The organism is Paenibacillus sp. FSL R5-0378 (genome assembly GCF_038009285.1).
GTDB lineage: Bacteria > Bacillota > Bacilli > Paenibacillales > Paenibacillaceae > Paenibacillus_AQ > Paenibacillus_AQ favisporus.
This window is the reverse complement of record NZ_JBBPAY010000001.1, coordinates 6184127-6200771: the sequence shown is the minus strand read 5'-3', so window position 1 is coordinate 6200771 and position 16645 is coordinate 6184127. Positions and strand designations below refer to the sequence as shown.

Sequence of the window (16645 nt, the reverse complement as noted above, 5' to 3'; positions counted from 1 at the left end):
ACAAGAAGTTTAGGAGGTATTTGCCGCGTGAAAATACACATGGTCAAAAGTGGCGACACATTATATGAGCTTTCGAAAAAATACGGCGTTCCTTTGCAAAAAATTATCGACGCCAACCCGCAAATCTCCGATCCAAACCAGCTAACGGTCGGACAGAAAGTCAAAATTCCTGCGGAACCGATACAGGTTCCAAACAACGATCAAATCATCCATAAGCATGTCGTCAAGCAGGGAGACAGCCTTTGGAAATTGTCCAAAGCCTGGGGTGTGACGCTCAAGGATATGATCGACGCCAACCCGCAGCTCAAAAATCCGAACGCGCTCCTTGTGGGGGAAGTGGTCAACATTCCTAAAGTCGGTGGCGTCACAGCCGAGAGTGTAGACGGGAATGCGAATGCCAAAACGATCCCCGGCAACAAAACATATACCGGTCCCAAAGAAGAACTGACGGCACCGATTGAGGAGAATGTGGAGCCGGAAGAGGCGGAAAAACCGAATAAAGAAGAGCTTACCGCGCCTATGGAAGAAAATAAGGAAGAGAACAATGCGCAGGTGCTGCCGCAGCAGCTTCCAGAGCTGCCGAACATACCGTCTCCACCCCCGCTCCCCAACCTGTCGATGAACCAGGAAATGCCGGAAATGACCTCGCCGAATTACACCTTTCCAAACGTGATGCCCATAGCGGAAAACCAGCCTAACGTCATGCCTGCTGCCGAAAACCAGCCCAATGTGATGCCTATCATGGAGAACAAACCTAATATCATGCCTGCGGTGGAAAATCAACCGAACGTGATGCCGGCAGCCGAGAAGAAGCCGACCTACAGTAAAGAGACCATTTACAGCGAAGTTACGCATAACCTCTTTATTCAGTACCCGGGTCCCGTGCACGAAGTGGCTTCCTATCACGACATGCCGAATGCCGAGAACGCAAACCTGCAGCACGCCATGCAAGAAAACAAGCAGAAAACACCTTATTATCCGGGAATCGTTCAGGGTACCGAGTATGAACCGGGCCCCAACGCTTATCCGACAGGTGTGTCCCCTGCCTATGCGCCGCATTGGGAAAATCACGAGCATCCGGTCGCTTATGAGCCCATCCATGTGGGGCCGGCCCATTACCAGCCAAATGAGGCGTTTCCGCACAGTGTAGAGCCGGCGTTTTATCATCCGGTACCCGCTGGAATTGCGCCGTATAGTCCATGTGGGTGCCAAGGAGTGGTATCCCCGTATTCGGGAGTGGATCCATTCTACGCTCAGCCTTATAGTGAGCCGATAGCAGCATATCCAAACGCGAATGCCATGTTTCCGAATACTCAAGTAAGTCCGGCTGCAGCCTATCCGAACCAAATGCCGATGGTATCTCCGGCCGAAGCTTATCCGAACCAAATGCCAATGGTATCACCGGCAGAAGCTTATCCGAACCAAATGCCGATGGTATCCCCGGCAGCGGCCTACCCAAATCAAATGCCGATGGTATCTCCGGCGGAAGCTTATCCGAATCAAATGCCGATGGTATCTCCGGCGGAAGCTTATCCGAACCAAATGCCAATGGTATCCCCGGCGGAAGCTTATCCGAATCAAATGCCGATGGTATCCCCGGCAGCGGCCTATCCAAACCAAATGCCGATGGTATCTCCGGCGGAAGCTTATCCGAATTACGCACCGATGACTCATTATCCAGAAGTGGATCCGGCATACGCCTATCCGCATCATGCTTATCCCACTCCATATGATTGGTGTTACCCGTCACCTTATGGAATGGGGTTTCCCTCGACGCTGGGAGCCTATGAGCATGCAGGGCCCAACGCCCCTTTTGTAGGGGCCGCCGAGAACGCGGCGTACTGGGACCGTAACCCGGCGCCTGCCTACCCAGCCCCGATTGGGGAAGAGGAGACCCAAGCGACAGCTACCATCAATGAGGCGGCGGTCCATGAGACATCCGAGGTAGAGGATTCTGAGCCTGCGGCCGATGAGACTACATCCAAGACGGTAAAAACGCTCAGCGACCCGAAGGATAAAGCGAAGGTTAATAAATCGAAAGCTCCCGCCGCCAAAAAGGAAAGAAAAAGCACAGCTGCTGACAGACCGCGTAAAAACCCATGGATTAATGGATGATAGCAGGTCAATATGAGCAGAAGCAGGCATTTCGAGGTGATCGCCGGAATGCCTGCTTCTAATTGAATTCAAGGTTCGTATCATTTGTAACCATTCTTCAGCAAGAACATTTCCGTTTAATGGCAGTTTGAACTCTATGAATGCTGTATTAATTTTATAAAAGAACTAGTATGAATATATGAAAAAGATGCTTGAAATATGCTAGAATTTATTTTGTTGTGGGTAAAAGTATAGTATGAAGATTCGATGGAATATTTTGTGTGTTGCGACAGTAGTGAGAACTGTGATAAATTATAAGTCCGGCCGAGTTAACGAGTTAGCAGGTCGGGGAAAATGAGATTTGATAGAAAAAACTTTTTCAAAAAAAGTCTTGCAAATCTATCGAGTCTGTGATATATTATAAGAGTTGCTGCTGAAACGCTAAGCGGTAACGAAACGAAGTTTGATCTTTGAAAACTGAACAACGAGTGAGTATAAACGCGATGGTCTTATGACCGGAGCGATTGAGATTAAATCAATCTCGTCAGATTCAAAATGAGCTAGAAACTTTCGTTGGAAAGCTACTCCCTTCGGGTGAGCAGATTCTTCCAACTTTCTTGGAGAGTTTGATCCTGGCTCAGGACGAACGCTGGCGGCGTGCCTAATACATGCAAGTCGAGCGGACTTGATGGAGAGCTTGCTCTCCTGATGGTTAGCGGCGGACGGGTGAGTAACACGTAGGCAACCTGCCTGCAAGACCGGGATAACCCACGGAAACGTGAGCTAATACCGGATATCTCATTTCCTCTCCTGAGGGAATGATGAAAGACGGAGCAATCTGTCACTTGCGGATGGGCCTGCGGCGCATTAGCTAGTTGGTGAGGTAACGGCTCACCAAGGCGACGATGCGTAGCCGACCTGAGAGGGTGAACGGCCACACTGGGACTGAGACACGGCCCAGACTCCTACGGGAGGCAGCAGTAGGGAATCTTCCGCAATGGGCGAAAGCCTGACGGAGCAACGCCGCGTGAGTGATGAAGGTTTTCGGATCGTAAAGCTCTGTTGCCAGGGAAGAACGTCCGGTAGAGTAACTGCTATCGGAGTGACGGTACCTGAGAAGAAAGCCCCGGCTAACTACGTGCCAGCAGCCGCGGTAATACGTAGGGGGCAAGCGTTGTCCGGAATTATTGGGCGTAAAGCGCGCGCAGGCGGTCATTTAAGTCTGGTGTTTAAGGCCAAGGCTCAACCTTGGTTCGCACTGGAAACTGGGTGACTTGAGTGCAGAAGAGGAGAGTGGAATTCCACGTGTAGCGGTGAAATGCGTAGATATGTGGAGGAACACCAGTGGCGAAGGCGACTCTCTGGGCTGTAACTGACGCTGAGGCGCGAAAGCGTGGGGAGCAAACAGGATTAGATACCCTGGTAGTCCACGCCGTAAACGATGAATGCTAGGTGTTAGGGGTTTCGATACCCTTGGTGCCGAAGTTAACACATTAAGCATTCCGCCTGGGGAGTACGGTCGCAAGACTGAAACTCAAAGGAATTGACGGGGACCCGCACAAGCAGTGGAGTATGTGGTTTAATTCGAAGCAACGCGAAGAACCTTACCAGGTCTTGACATCCCTCTGACCGGTCTAGAGATAGACCTTTCCTTCGGGACAGAGGAGACAGGTGGTGCATGGTTGTCGTCAGCTCGTGTCGTGAGATGTTGGGTTAAGTCCCGCAACGAGCGCAACCCTTGATTTTAGTTGCCAGCACTTCGGGTGGGCACTCTAGAATGACTGCCGGTGACAAACCGGAGGAAGGCGGGGATGACGTCAAATCATCATGCCCCTTATGACCTGGGCTACACACGTACTACAATGGCCAGTACAACGGGAAGCGAAGCCGCGAGGTGGAGCCAATCCTATCAAAGCTGGTCTCAGTTCGGATTGCAGGCTGCAACTCGCCTGCATGAAGTCGGAATTGCTAGTAATCGCGGATCAGCATGCCGCGGTGAATACGTTCCCGGGTCTTGTACACACCGCCCGTCACACCACGAGAGTTTACAACACCCGAAGTCGGTGAGGTAACCGCAAGGAGCCAGCCGCCGAAGGTGGGGTAGATGATTGGGGTGAAGTCGTAACAAGGTAGCCGTATCGGAAGGTGCGGCTGGATCACCTCCTTTCTATGGAGAATCGCTTCCTGCAACGGAAGCATTCAAATAACGGTCGACGTAAGTCGCCGTAACCGCTTTGCGTAAGCAAAGCAACTACTCACTCGTTGGTCAGTTTTGAGAGTTCAAACTCTCACATACGATTTCCAGAACTTGCTTGTAGCCAAGCGATTCGGGGTTTGGTATGATATAAGTCCGGTCGCAAGACTGGATGATTTGATCCTTGAAAACTAGATAACGAAACGAATCTGCGTTTTAGAAATATCCTTTTAGCTGAACTTGTGTCACAACAAGTTAAGTTTTAAGTAGCAGACGAGTGTTTTGAACGATGAGAGTCTTTGGCTTTGCGCGCAGCGCAAAACAAGAAAACGAATCGGGCAAAACAGGAGTCAAATGGTTAAGCTACTAAGAGCACACGGAGGATGCCTAGGCGCTAGGAGCCGATGAAGGACGTGGCGAACAACGATACTGCCTCGGGGAGCTGTAAGCAAGCTTTGATCCGGGGATGTCCGAATGGGGAAACCCGGCTGATGTAATAGTCAGTCACTTCTGTCTGAATACATAGGACAGATTGAGGCATACCAGGGGAACTGAAACATCTAAGTACCCTGAGGAAGAGAAAACAAGAGTGATTCCGTCAGTAGCGGCGAGCGAACGCGGAACAGCCTAAACCGGTCAGCTTGCTGGCCGGGGTTGTGGGACGTCTCACATGGAGTTACAAAGGAATTGGTTAGGCGAAGAGGTCTGGAAAGGCCCGGCATAGAAGGTAAAAGCCCTGTAGCCGAAAGTCAGTTCCCTCCGAGACGGATCCCGAGTAGTGCGGGGCACGTGAAACCCCGTATGAATCTGGCAGGACCATCTGCTAAGGCTAAATACTCCCTAGCGACCGATAGTGAAACAGTACCGTGAGGGAAAGGTGAAAAGCACCCCGGAAGGGGAGTGAAATAGAACCTGAAACCGTGTGCTTACAAGAAGTCAGAGCCCTGTTTATGGGTGATGGCGTGCCTTTTGTAGAATGAACCGGCGAGTTACGTTCCCGTGCAAGGTTAAGGTGAGAAGCCGGAGCCGCAGCGAAAGCGAGTCTGAATAGGGCGATTAAGTACGTGGACGTAGACCCGAAACCGTGTGATCTACCCCTGTCCAGGGTGAAGGTGCGGTAACACGCACTGGAGGCCCGAACCCACGAATGTTGAAAAATTCGGGGATGAGGTGGGGGTAGCGGAGAAATTCCAATCGAACTCGGAGATAGCTGGTTCTCCCCGAAATAGCTTTAGGGCTAGCCTCGGTGAATAGAGTCGTGGAGGTAGAGCACTGATTGGGTGCGGGGCCCGCAAGGGTTACCAAGCTCAGTCAAACTCCGAATGCCATTGACTTGTAACCGGGAGTCAGACAGTGAGTGCTAAGATCCATTGTCAAAAGGGAAACAGCCCAGACCATCAGCTAAGGTCCCCAAGTGTGTGTTAAGTGGGAAAGGATGTGGAGTTGCACAGACAACCAGGATGTTGGCTTAGAAGCAGCCACCATTGAAAGAGTGCGTAATAGCTCACTGGTCGAGTGACTCTGCGCCGAAAATGTAACGGGGCTAAACACACCACCGAAGCTATGGCTTGATGCTTGCATCAGGGGTAGGGGAGCGTTGTATACAGCGTTGAAGGTGTACCGGAAGGAGCGCTGGAGCGTATACAAGTGAGAATGCCGGTATGAGTAACGAAAAGATCAGTGAGAATCTGATCCGCCGAAAGCCCAAGGTTTCCTGAGGAAGGCTCGTCCGCTCAGGGTAAGTCGGGACCTAAGGTGAGGCCGACAGGCGTAATCGAAGGACAACAGGTTGAAATTCCTGTACCACCGTAAACCGTTATGAGTGATGGGGTGACGCAGGAGGGTAGTGACGCGAGCTGATGGATGCTCGTCCAAGCAGTGAGGCTGGTGTGTAGGCAAATCCGCACACTTTAAGGCTGGGCTGTGACGGGGAGGGAAAATTATAGTACCGAAGGTCATGATCTCACACTGCCAAGAAAAGCCTCTAACCAGGTGAAGGTGCCCGTACCGCAAACCGACACAGGTAGGCGAGAAGAGAATTCTAAGGCGCGCGGAAGAACTCTCGTTAAGGAACTCGGCAAAATGACCCCGTAACTTCGGGAGAAGGGGTGCCCCGGTAGTGTGAATAGCACGAGGGGGCCGCAGTGAAAAGGCCCAAGCGACTGTTTAGCAAAAACACAGGTCTGTGCGAAGCCGCAAGGCGAAGTATACGGGCTGACGCCTGCCCGGTGCTGGAAGGTTAAGGGGAGCGGTTAGGGAGTAATCCCGAAGCTGTGAACCGAAGCCCCAGTAAACGGCGGCCGTAACTATAACGGTCCTAAGGTAGCGAAATTCCTTGTCAGGTAAATTCTGACCCGCACGAATGGCGTAACGACTTGGGCGCTGTCTCAACGAGAGATCCGGTGAAATTTTAATACCTGTGAAGATGCAGGTTACCCGCGACAAGACGGAAAGACCCCATGGAGCTTTACTGCAGCTTGATATTGGATTTGGGTACGATCTGTACAGGATAGGTGGGAGCCTTTGAAACCTGAGCGCCAGCTTGGGTGGAGGCGCCGTTGGGATACCACCCTGATCGTATCTAGGTTCTAACCTGGTACCGTAATCCGGTATGGGGACAGTGTCAGGTGGGCAGTTTGACTGGGGCGGTCGCCTCCTAAAGAGTAACGGAGGCGCCCCAAGGTTCCCTCAGAATGGTTGGAAATCATTCGAAGAGTGCAAAGGCAGAAGGGAGCTTGACTGCGAGACCTACAAGTCGAGCAGGGACGAAAGTCGGGCTTAGTGATCCGGTGGTACCGCATGGAAGGGCCATCGCTCAACGGATAAAAGCTACCCTGGGGATAACAGGCTTATCTCCCCCAAGAGTCCACATCGACGGGGAGGTTTGGCACCTCGATGTCGGCTCATCGCATCCTGGGGCTGAAGTAGGTCCCAAGGGTTGGGCTGTTCGCCCATTAAAGCGGTACGCGAGCTGGGTTCAGAACGTCGTGAGACAGTTCGGTCCCTATCTGTCGTGGGCGTAGGAAATTTGAGAGGAGCTGTCCTTAGTACGAGAGGACCGGGATGGACGTACCGCTGGTGCACCAGTTGTTCCGCCAGGAGCATGGCTGGGTAGCTACGTACGGACGGGATAAGCGCTGAAAGCATCTAAGCGTGAAGCCCCCCTCAAGATGAGATTTCCCAGTATGTAAGACCCCTTGTAGACGACGAGGTAGATAGGTTGGAGGTGGAAGTGCAGCAATGCATGGAGCTGACCAATACTAATCGGTCGAGGGCTTATCCAATAAAATAAATCGCAGATTCGTTTCGTATCTAGTTTTCAGGGAGTCAAAATTGCTGATTTCACTCCAAGTGGGTGAGAGAAGCGTGCATGACTTTCAGCATTTGGCGATGCTGAAACCTGAATTATGCATTTGGTGATTAACCAATGCTCCGTTTGGTGGCGATAGCGGAGGGGTTCCACGCGTACCCATCCCGAACACGACCGTTAAGCCCTCCAGCGCCGATGGTACTTGGACCGAAGGGTCCTGGGAGAGTAGGACGTTGCCAAGCGATACATATTCCCTGATAGCTCAGTTGGTAGAGCACTCGACTGTTAATCGAGTTGTCACAGGTTCGAGTCCTGTTCGGGGAGCCACTTGTGGAGAGGTGTCCGAGTTGGCCGAAGGAGCACGATTGGAAATCGTGTAGGCGCCAAAAGCGTCTCGAGGGTTCGAATCCCTCTCTCTCCGCCAGCTTGGATTTTAATAGCGCGGCCCGTTGGTCAAGGGGTTAAGACACCTCCCTTTCACGGAGGTAACATGGGTTCGAATCCCATACGGGTCACTTTCTTTAATAGCATCAGGGATGAGAATCCAAAAAGGGTTCGTCGGAGCATTACTTCGTTAGCATCTGCATCGCAGTCTCGAACGAAGTGAGAGTATCCCATACGGGTCACTTTCTTATTAACATCATGGATGAGAATCCCCTATAAGTTTCAAAAGATTATGGAGGCTTAGCTCAGCTGGGAGAGCATCTGCCTTACAAGCAGAGGGTCGGGGGTTCGATCCCCTCAGCCTCCACCATGATTTTCAAAAGAAAATAAGTGATTTTTTAATGACGCGGGGTGGAGCAGTCCGGTAGCTCGTCGGGCTCATAACCCGAAGGTCGTAGGTTCAAATCCTGCCCCCGCAATTATCTCCTTAAGATGGAGATCCCAAAGGCCGTGGAACCGTGGTGTAGAGGCCTAACATGCCTGCCTGTCACGCAGGAGATCGCGGGTTCGAATCCCGTCGGTTCCGCCATTATAAATTGCTTCAGGGATGAGAATCCGGATACGGGTTCGTCGAAGCATTCACTTCGTTAGCACTGCATCGCAGTCTCGAACGAAGAGAGAGTATCCCGTCGGTTCCACCATGATCTTTACTTCAGGGATGAGAATCCTCTTGAATTAAGAGCCATTAGCTCAGTTGGTAGAGCACCTGACTTTTAATCAGGGTGTCGAAGGTTCGAGTCCTTCATGGCTCACCAGTTTTATTTTTGGTTTTGCGGACGTGGCTCAGCGGTAGAGCATCGCCTTGCCAAGGCGAGGGTCGCGGGTTCGATTCCCGTCGTCCGCTCCATTTTTTTTTTGCCTTTACCGGCGCCCTTAGCTCAGCTGGATAGAGCGTTTGACTACGAATCAAAAGGTCAGGAGTTCGAATCTCTTAGGGCGCGTACTTATGTTTTACCGAGCCGGTGTGGCGGAATTGGCAGACGCGCGCGACTCAAAATCGTGAGGGAAACCGTGGGGGTTCGAGTCCCTTCACCGGCATTTTAACATTTTCAAATGAATAACGGGACGTAGCTCAGCTTGGTAGAGCACCTGGTTTGGGACCAGGGGGTCGCATGTTCAAATCGTGTCGTCCCGATCAGATCAACCACCGAATGAATTTCGGTGGTTTTTTGCTGTATAATTTGGTATTTCCCCGGTCACAATAAAGGAAAAAGATAGAGAATAGAAGGGGATTATCGTGAATGCAGCGCGAATCAAAAAGAAAATACAAAAGCAATGGAGACGTTGGAGACGCAGAGCGTTGACGCTTGGGATCTCTTCGTTAATGCTTGCCTTGGTCTGGCTCGGATCCTATCTTCCGGATCAGGTACAGAGCCTGCTCAGCACGAAACCGCCGGTTGCCATTGAAACGCTTCAGCATTATGAGCAGACGGAAGGTTCAGATGACACCGTGGATAATTCGGAATTCTGGAAGACGTTGAATCAAACGAAGGGTACAAACGAAGTAACCGTTCGCCAAGTTTATATATGCGGTGAGGAGGAACAGGTGCTCGGACAACTGAGCAGCGATGACATCTACTCCTTGATGAATGAGCATCCAACCTGGAAAGGCGAGTTTACCGGGAAGGGACAAATCCGGTTTGAGGAAACCATTTCGGATCTTTCCCCGACCTGTAAGGAACAGGCTTACATCAGCCTCGACAAAGATGGGAATCTGACCTTGTTCGAGGGACCGCCGACACACGAAAAGGTCATTAAAACCTTTTTCCAACTGGATATCAACTCGATGGAATCCTCCCTGCCGGATGGAGCCGTACAGCAGCTTTATGACGGCATCCGGGTGCAGGACATTGACGAATACAACAGCGTGCTGTCCACATTCAGCGATTATGCCCGAAAAGGGTAAAGACCGGGATGTTCGATGTCCTTTGCTTTAAACGGATTTTCGATAAAAGGAATAGAACGCAAATGAAAAAGCTTTCCTGCCAGCGATGAGGCGAACAGGAAAGCTTTTTTGCATTCATCCTATGGGGACTTAAACGGGCATCGTCCATTTCAATGGATCTGGAAGCCGCCCGGTCTGGATACCTGTTAGGGTGTCATACAGCTTTTGCGAGTATGGGCCGATTTGGCCGTTGTTAATGAGGACTTGCCGGTCATTCCAATATAATTCGCCGACAGGGGAAATGACAGCCGCAGTTCCCGTTCCGAACACTTCCTCCAATTCGCCCTTGGCATTCGCCTCAAAAATCTCCTCAATCGATATCTTCCGCTCTTCCACCGGGATGTTCCAGCTGCCGAGCAGCTCCAGAACTGAAGCCCGGGTCACACCTTCCAGTATGCTGCCGTTAATGGCCGGGGTGATCACTTTACCACCGATTTTGAAAAAGATGTTCATGCTGCCGACCTCTTCAATATACTTCTTTTCCAGTGCATCGAGCCACAGCACCTGGGAGTAGCCGCCTTTCTTGGCGTTGCTTTGGGCCTTGATGCTTGCGGCGTAGTTGCCAGCTGCCTTCGCATGCCCGATTCCGCCCTGCACGGCACGGGTATAAGAGCTCTCTACATTAATTTTTACCGGGGCAAGCCCGCCCGAGTAGTAAGCGCCTACAGGCGACAGAATGACGATCAGCTGGTAGGTGTGGGATTCTCTCACGCCGAGGCAAGCTTCCGTAGCAATGATAAAAGGCCGGATGTACAGCGATGTTCCAGGAGCCGTCGGAACCCAAGCACGATCGATGTTAATGAGGGTGCGGATCGCTTCAATGACAAAGTCGCCCGACACTTCAGGAATGCCCAAGCGTTCGTTGGAGCGGTTCAGCCGCTTCATGTTTTTGTCAGGACGGAACAGAAGGAGCTCGCCGGTAGAAGTTTGATATGCCTTCAGACCTTCGAACACTGCCTGCCCATAATGAAATACCATCGAAGCCGGATCCATCTGCAGCGGGGCGTAAGGAACAATCCGCGGATTATGCCATCCCTGCTCCAGCGTATAATCCATCATAAACATGTGATCTGTAAAATACTTGCCGAAGCCAAGCTTCTCGCTGTCCGGACGTGTTCGCGGCTCGGTGGTTAACTGAATGCTGATCTCTTGTGTCATTGCAACGCTCACCTCATCTATAGAAATTTATTATTCTCACTATAGGGAATAAAAAATGATTGGTCAATTCAATGTTATCAATTAAAATAATAGTTATTAACTATGGTTAGGGTGAAGGGGGAGGCTTATGGATTTCCGCCTGCTGGAATACTTTCTTGCCGTATGCGAAGAGCTTCATTTTACGAAAGCAGCCGTTCAATTGGGCATCAGCCAACCGACGCTCAGCCAGCAAATCCGCCTGCTCGAGGAGAGGGTGGGCATGCCCCTCTTTCAAAGGATCGGAAAGCGGAACTATTTGACGGAAGCGGGGCAAACGTTGAAGGAGCATGCGCTGAACATTTTTCATGAGCTGGAGCAGGCGCAGTCCGAAATCAATGAACTGAAAGGGATGCAGCGGGGGAGGCTGACGATCGGCTGCTCAGGCAACCATCTGCTGACGAGGACGCTGATTTCTTTTCACCAGAAGCAGCCTGGCATCTCGATTTCGGTCGTGGAGCTGGCGACGGAGGAAACGAGGGCCGGTCTGCTGGCTAACAAGCTGGATCTTGGAGTCGTTTTTCTCCCGCTGGAGGACGAGCAGCTGGTCAGCAAAGAGCTCTACACCGAAGAGCTGTGCCTGGCTGTGGCGAAGCAGCATTCCCTTGCAGCCGCAGAGGCTGTGAAACTGGACCAACTGACAGAGGTGCCGCTGATTCTTTTTCCTGAAAAGTTTCTGGTACGTCAAATGGTGGACAGCTACAGCGCTCAAGCAGGGGTGCAGCTTCAACCGGCGTTTGAGCTGTCGACGATGGACTCCATGCTGCAGATGGTCCGGCTCGGGGTCGGTGCGACGATACTACCCAGGTCCTACCTTTTACAAGGCTCCGATCCTTCGATCCGCACTGTACCGATCGTTGAGCCCGTCCCCCAGAAAAAGGTCGGCATCGTTTACCGGAAGCAGACGTTTCTGAGCACAGCGATGCTTGCTTTTATCAACGAGCTCATCCGGACGTTCACTCCTTCCGGGACGGAGTCTATGTAGGCTTGTCCCGGATGCAAGCATACCTCTTTTAGTAGAATCATAGACTTGGTATGAAGTTTTACATTATAATGAAGAGAACGAATACATATGTTCGCTTTATACCAAGGGAGAGAAATGACTTGCGAATTTTAGGAATTGACCCGGGGATTGCGATCGTCGGATTCGGATTTATCGATAAAAACGGAAGTAAGGTCACTCCGGTTCAGTATGGATGTATTCAGACGGAAGCCCATACCCCTGATGAAGAACGGCTGCTGCACGTCTATGAGGCGATGCTCCAGCTTATTGATAAGTATCAGCCGGAAGCGGTAGCTTTCGAGAAATTGTTTTTTAATAGAAACGTCACGACGGCTATGTCCGTCAGTCAGGCGCGCGGCGTTCTGATTCTGGCGGCAACGCAGCGCGGGCTGCCGATCGCCGAGTACACCCCGATGCAGGTGAAGCAGGCCATCGTCGGATACGGCAAAGCGGAGAAGAAGCAGGTGCAGGAAATGGTTCGCATGTTCCTGAAGCTGCAGGCGGTGCCCAAGCCGGATGATGTGGCCGACGCGCTGGCCGTGGCGATTTGCCACGCCCATTCGTACACATTAAATTCCAGAATAAATGAGGTATTGAGAAAATGATCGATTTTTTGAGAGGACCCGTGGTCCATCTGGAGAATGAGTACATTGTGCTTGACGTGCAGGGAGTAGGCTACCGGGTATTTTGCCCGAACCCTTTTGTGTTCGCCAAGGCGGATGGTCCGGTCACCGTATATACCCACCACCACGTCAGGGAAGACGCCATCCTGCTGTTCGGCTTTCCGACGCGCGAGGAGCAGCAGCTGTTCCGCAAGCTGATCGATGTGTCGGGGATCGGCCCTAAGGTAGCCTTGGGCATTCTCGGCGGGGGCACGCCGGATCATGTTGTGACGGCCATTTACCAGGAGAACATTACGTTCCTGACCAAGCTGCCGGGAATCGGCAAGAAGACCGCGCAGCGCATGATTCTGGACCTGAAAGACAAGCTCGACGGTTTTGGTACGGCGGCTATGGCGACAGGTCTGTTTGCGGTTCCTGAACCGGTGGAAGGAGACGGATCGGCTTGGTCCGAAGCGCGCGAAGGTCTTAAGGCGCTCGGTTATACCGACGTCGAGCTGGACCGGGTATGGCACAAGATCAAGGATGACACGGCGTTTGGGGATTCGGTGGACATTTTAATGAAACGGGCGCTCAAGCAGCTCTATGCGGGATAGTTATGGTAAGCGGGCGTTACAAGAGGAGCGATAGCAATGGATGACCGTATCATATCGGCAAACCTGATGATGGAGGACCAGGCGGTAGAGCTTAGCCTGCGTCCTCGTTATCTTGCGGAATATATCGGACAGAACCAGGTGAAGGAAAACCTGAAAATTTATATTGAGGCGGCTAAAATGCGCAATGAAGCGCTGGATCACGTGCTGTTGTACGGGCCTCCGGGCCTCGGGAAGACGACATTGGCCAATATCATTGCCAACGAGCTGGGCGTGAACCTGCGGACGACGTCGGGGCCAGCCATTGAGCGGCCGGGAGACCTGGCGGCACTGCTGACGAATCTCCAGGAAGGGGACGTGCTGTTCATTGACGAAATCCACCGGCTGCACCGGACGGTCGAGGAAGTGCTCTACCCGGCGATGGAGGATTTTGCGCTGGACATCATGATCGGTAAAGGGCCCAGCGCACGGTCTGTGCGGCTGGACTTGCCCCCGTTCACCTTGATCGGAGCGACGACACGGGCCGGGCTGCTGTCTGCACCGCTGCGGGACCGCTTTGGCGTCGTCAGCCGCCTCGAGTTTTATACGGTGGACGAGCTCAGCTACATCGTCTCCAGAGGTGCCGACATTCTTGGCATTGAAATTATCGGGGATGCGGCCGACGAGATCGCCCTGCGCTCCAGGGGGACGCCGCGGATCGCGAACCGGCTGCTGCGCCGGGTCCGGGATTTTGCCCAGGTCCGTGGGGACGGCATGATTACGCCGGCCATCGCGGAGGAGTCGCTGAAGATGCTGCAGGTCGATCCGAAAGGACTGGATCAGATCGATTATAAAATGCTTCACGCCATGATCACGAGCTTCCGTGGCGGTCCGGTCGGCCTCGATACGATCGCGGCCACCATCGGCGAAGAGAGCCAGACGATCGAAGACGTATACGAGCCTTACCTGCTGCAGATCGGATTTCTCCAGCGGACGCCGCGGGGAAGAATGGTAACGGCTGCGGGCTATCAGCATTTAGGTCTGCCGATGCCGACTGACCAGTAAAGCGTAATTGTTACGAGGCTGCCGGACGTGAAATGGTTCGAACACATTTTCAGACAGAAGAGGGAGGAGAATGACGAGTGGGAAATTGGTGGAGAACGAAAGCGGGCCAGTGGGGAAGCAAGGGGATTTTGGCTGCCGTGCTGGCAACGGGAGTCCTGCAGCTGCCGGCTGTGACCGCAGAAGCCGCGGGAACGAGCATGGATCAAATCCGCGTAGGCTTGTTCCTCGACTTGGGAAGTACCTATAAATCAACGACGCCTGTCGTCACACTGTCATCGGGACAGTCATGGTCTGCAGGGGTATCGGCTTCTGCGGGGGCTCCGGCTCTTATGTCCTTTGGGGCTAACGAAGCGGCTAAATTCAGCGTGGATGGATTCCGCGTGAAAGTACTCGCCACTTCCGATGCCAAAACGGCGGCGGATGCCTATAAAAAATTGAACGCGACGGCCGACAAGCCGGTCATCTTTGCCGCAACGACGGGTGCCGGAACGGTGTATCAGGTGTATACCGGCATGTATGTGAGCCTGCAGGCGGCTAACGATGCCGCAGCGCGGACAGCCAAGACAGCCGCGGGACAGCTGAACGGACAGACTCCGGTCGTGACCGGCGGGTATCACTTGTCGGCTGGGACCTATGCATCGGAGGCTGAAGCGGCAGCTGCGGTCCAGCAAATCCAGGCAGCCGGCGCCGATGCGTTTGTGGCGGTTCAGCCGGGCGGAGACGGCGGCGGCCGTTATGCGGTATGGGTCGGCGAAGCGGCAGACGCATCCGGCCTGGCGGCGGTGCGCAGCGCGGTAAGCGCGAAGCTTCCAGCGGCCACGCTGTCGGAGGTGGATGCATCGCAGCCGGCGCTGATCATCCGCAGTGATGCCGGGAGCAGCCCGGGAAGCACCGCCGCGGTGAAACATATCGTGGTCAGCGGGACCAATGCCAAAGGCTGGATTACCAGCAGCGGTGACCAACTTAAAGTGGCGGAAAGATCGGGGCGGACATACCGGGGCGGCATGGAGATCAGCATGGTGAACGGCCAGCTGGCGCTCGTGAACGAACTGCCTTTTGAGCAATACCTCTATGCGGTCGTCGGCGGCGAAGTGCCGTCGTCCTGGCCGGAGGAGTCGCTCAAAGCCCAAGCCGTTGCTGCGCGCAGCTATGCAGCTTTCCAGATCAGCAGCAGCAATAATAAGTTCAAGGTGGCGGATGTCGTGGATACGACGCTGAGCCAAGTTTACAACGGAGTTGCCTCCGAAGCGCCGAGCGTCATCGGTGCTGTAGACGCCACAGAGGGCGAAGTGCTGCTGCAAAACGGCAATGTTGTCGAGGCCGTTTTCTCTTCCAATGCCGGGGGCGCATCGGCCGACCCGACCGAAGTATGGAACAGCGGTGGAGCTGCGTTCGGCACCGTCGAGAGCAAGGAAGACGTAGCCGCGCAAAACGGGGCTAAAACCTGGTATCACGTTCTTCTCAGCAACGGGATTACTGGTTATGTCAGAGAGGATAACGTCAAGGAACTGGGTACGGCGACGGCTGCCGGACTTGCAAAAGTCACGGTGACGGCCAAGAACACCAACGTGCGTCCGCTTCCGCTCATTCAATCGAACGTCGGGCCTGCCGCGCAGATGAACCCCGGCGATACCGCCATCGTTCTGGAGCAGGTGAAGGAATCGGGAACCTACGACTGGGTTCGGGGACCTTATACTTCGGCCGAGCTGGTCGCAACGCTGAAGGGCAAGACCTCAACGGCTGCACCTTCCACGATCAGCACGCTGGAGGTTACCAAGCGCGGACCGTCCGGACGGGCGATCCAAATTAAGGCCAACGGGCAAATTTTAGATGTGAAATATCCCGATATGTTCCGTTCGGCTTTGAACGGTCTGCCAAGCACATTGTTTGATATTGTACCAACAGGAAGCTATACTGTATTAAGCGCAAACGGGACAACGACGAAGGTTTCCGGCACGTCCGACACGTCGGTCATTTCGGCTTCAGGGACTTCTTCCATCGCTGGAAAAGGCACGATCGTCATGAACGGGGATTCGAAGGCGCGCCGGATCGAAGCCGGGGAAGCATTTCTGTTTGTGGGCCGCGGCAATGGCCATGGCCTCGGACTCTCCCAGTGGGGAGCCAAAGGAATGGCGGACGCCGGGTATGGGTACCAGGACATTTTGAAACACTATTATCAGAATGTAACTATTGTTAAGGAATGA

The 16645-nt window shown here is 53.2% G+C and carries 8 protein-coding genes, 11 tRNA genes and 3 rRNA genes; 21 read left to right on the top strand and 1 reads right to left on the bottom strand.

Going from position 1 to position 16645, the window contains the following annotated elements; genetic code table 11:
- The first annotated feature begins 27 nt into the window (after window positions 1-27).
- From MKY74_RS28785 to MKY74_RS28710, 16 genes are all read left to right on the top strand, one after another.
- Window positions 28-2115 (top strand): LysM peptidoglycan-binding domain-containing protein, encoded by a 2088-nt coding sequence (locus tag MKY74_RS28785; protein ID WP_144025504.1) that lies wholly within the window; start codon window positions 28-30, stop codon window positions 2113-2115.
- A 593-nt stretch (window positions 2116-2708) separates the two neighbouring features.
- Window positions 2709-4261 (top strand): 16S ribosomal RNA (locus MKY74_RS28780).
- Between the two features lie 383 nt (window positions 4262-4644).
- Window positions 4645-7572, top strand: a 23S ribosomal RNA gene (locus MKY74_RS28775).
- A gap of 151 nt (window positions 7573-7723) precedes the next feature.
- A 5S ribosomal RNA gene (rrf, locus tag MKY74_RS28770) occupies window positions 7724-7840 on the top strand.
- The 16S, 23S and 5S rRNA genes sit together here with 11 tRNA genes alongside, the layout of an rRNA operon.
- 9 nt (window positions 7841-7849) lie before the next feature.
- Window positions 7850-7925 (top strand) — tRNA-Asn (locus MKY74_RS28765).
- 5 nt (window positions 7926-7930) lie between these two features.
- A tRNA-Ser gene (locus tag MKY74_RS28760) sits at window positions 7931-8022 on the top strand.
- A gap of 19 nt (window positions 8023-8041) precedes the next feature.
- Window positions 8042-8113 (top strand) — tRNA-Glu (locus tag MKY74_RS28755).
- Window positions 8114-8276: 163 nt separating this feature from the next.
- A tRNA-Val gene (locus MKY74_RS28750) sits at window positions 8277-8352 on the top strand.
- A gap of 35 nt (window positions 8353-8387) precedes the next feature.
- Window positions 8388-8461: transfer RNA gene (locus MKY74_RS28745), tRNA-Met, on the top strand.
- A gap of 33 nt (window positions 8462-8494) precedes the next feature.
- A tRNA-Asp gene (locus MKY74_RS28740) sits at window positions 8495-8571 on the top strand.
- A 150-nt stretch (window positions 8572-8721) separates the two neighbouring features.
- Window positions 8722-8797: transfer RNA gene (locus tag MKY74_RS28735), tRNA-Lys, on the top strand.
- A 17-nt stretch (window positions 8798-8814) separates the two neighbouring features.
- Window positions 8815-8889: transfer RNA gene (locus MKY74_RS28730), tRNA-Gly, on the top strand.
- A 20-nt stretch (window positions 8890-8909) separates the two neighbouring features.
- Window positions 8910-8983, top strand: a tRNA-Arg gene (locus tag MKY74_RS28725).
- Window positions 8984-9000: 17 nt separating this feature from the next.
- A tRNA-Leu gene (locus tag MKY74_RS28720) sits at window positions 9001-9080 on the top strand.
- A gap of 23 nt (window positions 9081-9103) precedes the next feature.
- A tRNA-Pro gene (locus tag MKY74_RS28715) sits at window positions 9104-9177 on the top strand.
- Between the two features lie 102 nt (window positions 9178-9279).
- Window positions 9280-9948, top strand: coding sequence for a BofC C-terminal domain-containing protein (locus tag MKY74_RS28710; RefSeq protein WP_076176974.1), 669 nt, complete (start codon window positions 9280-9282; stop codon window positions 9946-9948).
- Window positions 9949-10077: 129 nt separating this feature from the next.
- On the opposite strand, the gene MKY74_RS28705 is transcribed toward MKY74_RS28710, so the two are convergent.
- Window positions 10078-11145: a branched-chain amino acid aminotransferase gene (locus tag MKY74_RS28705; protein WP_076176975.1), complete on the bottom strand. Its 1068-nt coding sequence runs from the start codon at window positions 11143-11145 to the stop codon at window positions 10078-10080.
- A 127-nt stretch (window positions 11146-11272) separates the two neighbouring features.
- Here MKY74_RS28705 and MKY74_RS28700 point away from each other — a divergent pair, with 127 nt between their 5' ends.
- The 5 genes from MKY74_RS28700 to MKY74_RS28680 all read left to right on the top strand — a co-directional run bounded on the left by MKY74_RS28700 (window position 11273) and on the right by MKY74_RS28680 (window position 16645).
- Window positions 11273-12166 (top strand): LysR family transcriptional regulator, encoded by an 894-nt coding sequence (locus MKY74_RS28700; RefSeq protein ID WP_076176976.1) that lies wholly within the window; start codon window positions 11273-11275, stop codon window positions 12164-12166.
- Window positions 12167-12285: 119 nt separating this feature from the next.
- Entirely contained in the window at window positions 12286-12789 is a 504-nt protein-coding gene (gene ruvC, locus MKY74_RS28695) for a crossover junction endodeoxyribonuclease RuvC (RefSeq protein ID WP_076176977.1), read from the top strand.
- Window positions 12786-13400, top strand: a complete 615-nt coding sequence (ruvA, locus tag MKY74_RS28690; RefSeq protein WP_076176978.1) for a Holliday junction branch migration protein RuvA — start codon at window positions 12786-12788, stop codon at window positions 13398-13400. The genes ruvC and ruvA overlap by 4 nt, the downstream gene beginning before the upstream one ends.
- 36 nt (window positions 13401-13436) lie before the next feature.
- Entirely contained in the window at window positions 13437-14441 is a 1005-nt protein-coding gene (gene ruvB, locus MKY74_RS28685; protein ID WP_076176979.1) for a Holliday junction branch migration DNA helicase RuvB, read from the top strand.
- Window positions 14442-14518: 77 nt separating this feature from the next.
- Window positions 14519-16645, top strand: coding sequence for a SpoIID/LytB domain-containing protein (locus MKY74_RS28680; protein WP_076176980.1), 2127 nt, complete (start codon window positions 14519-14521; stop codon window positions 16643-16645).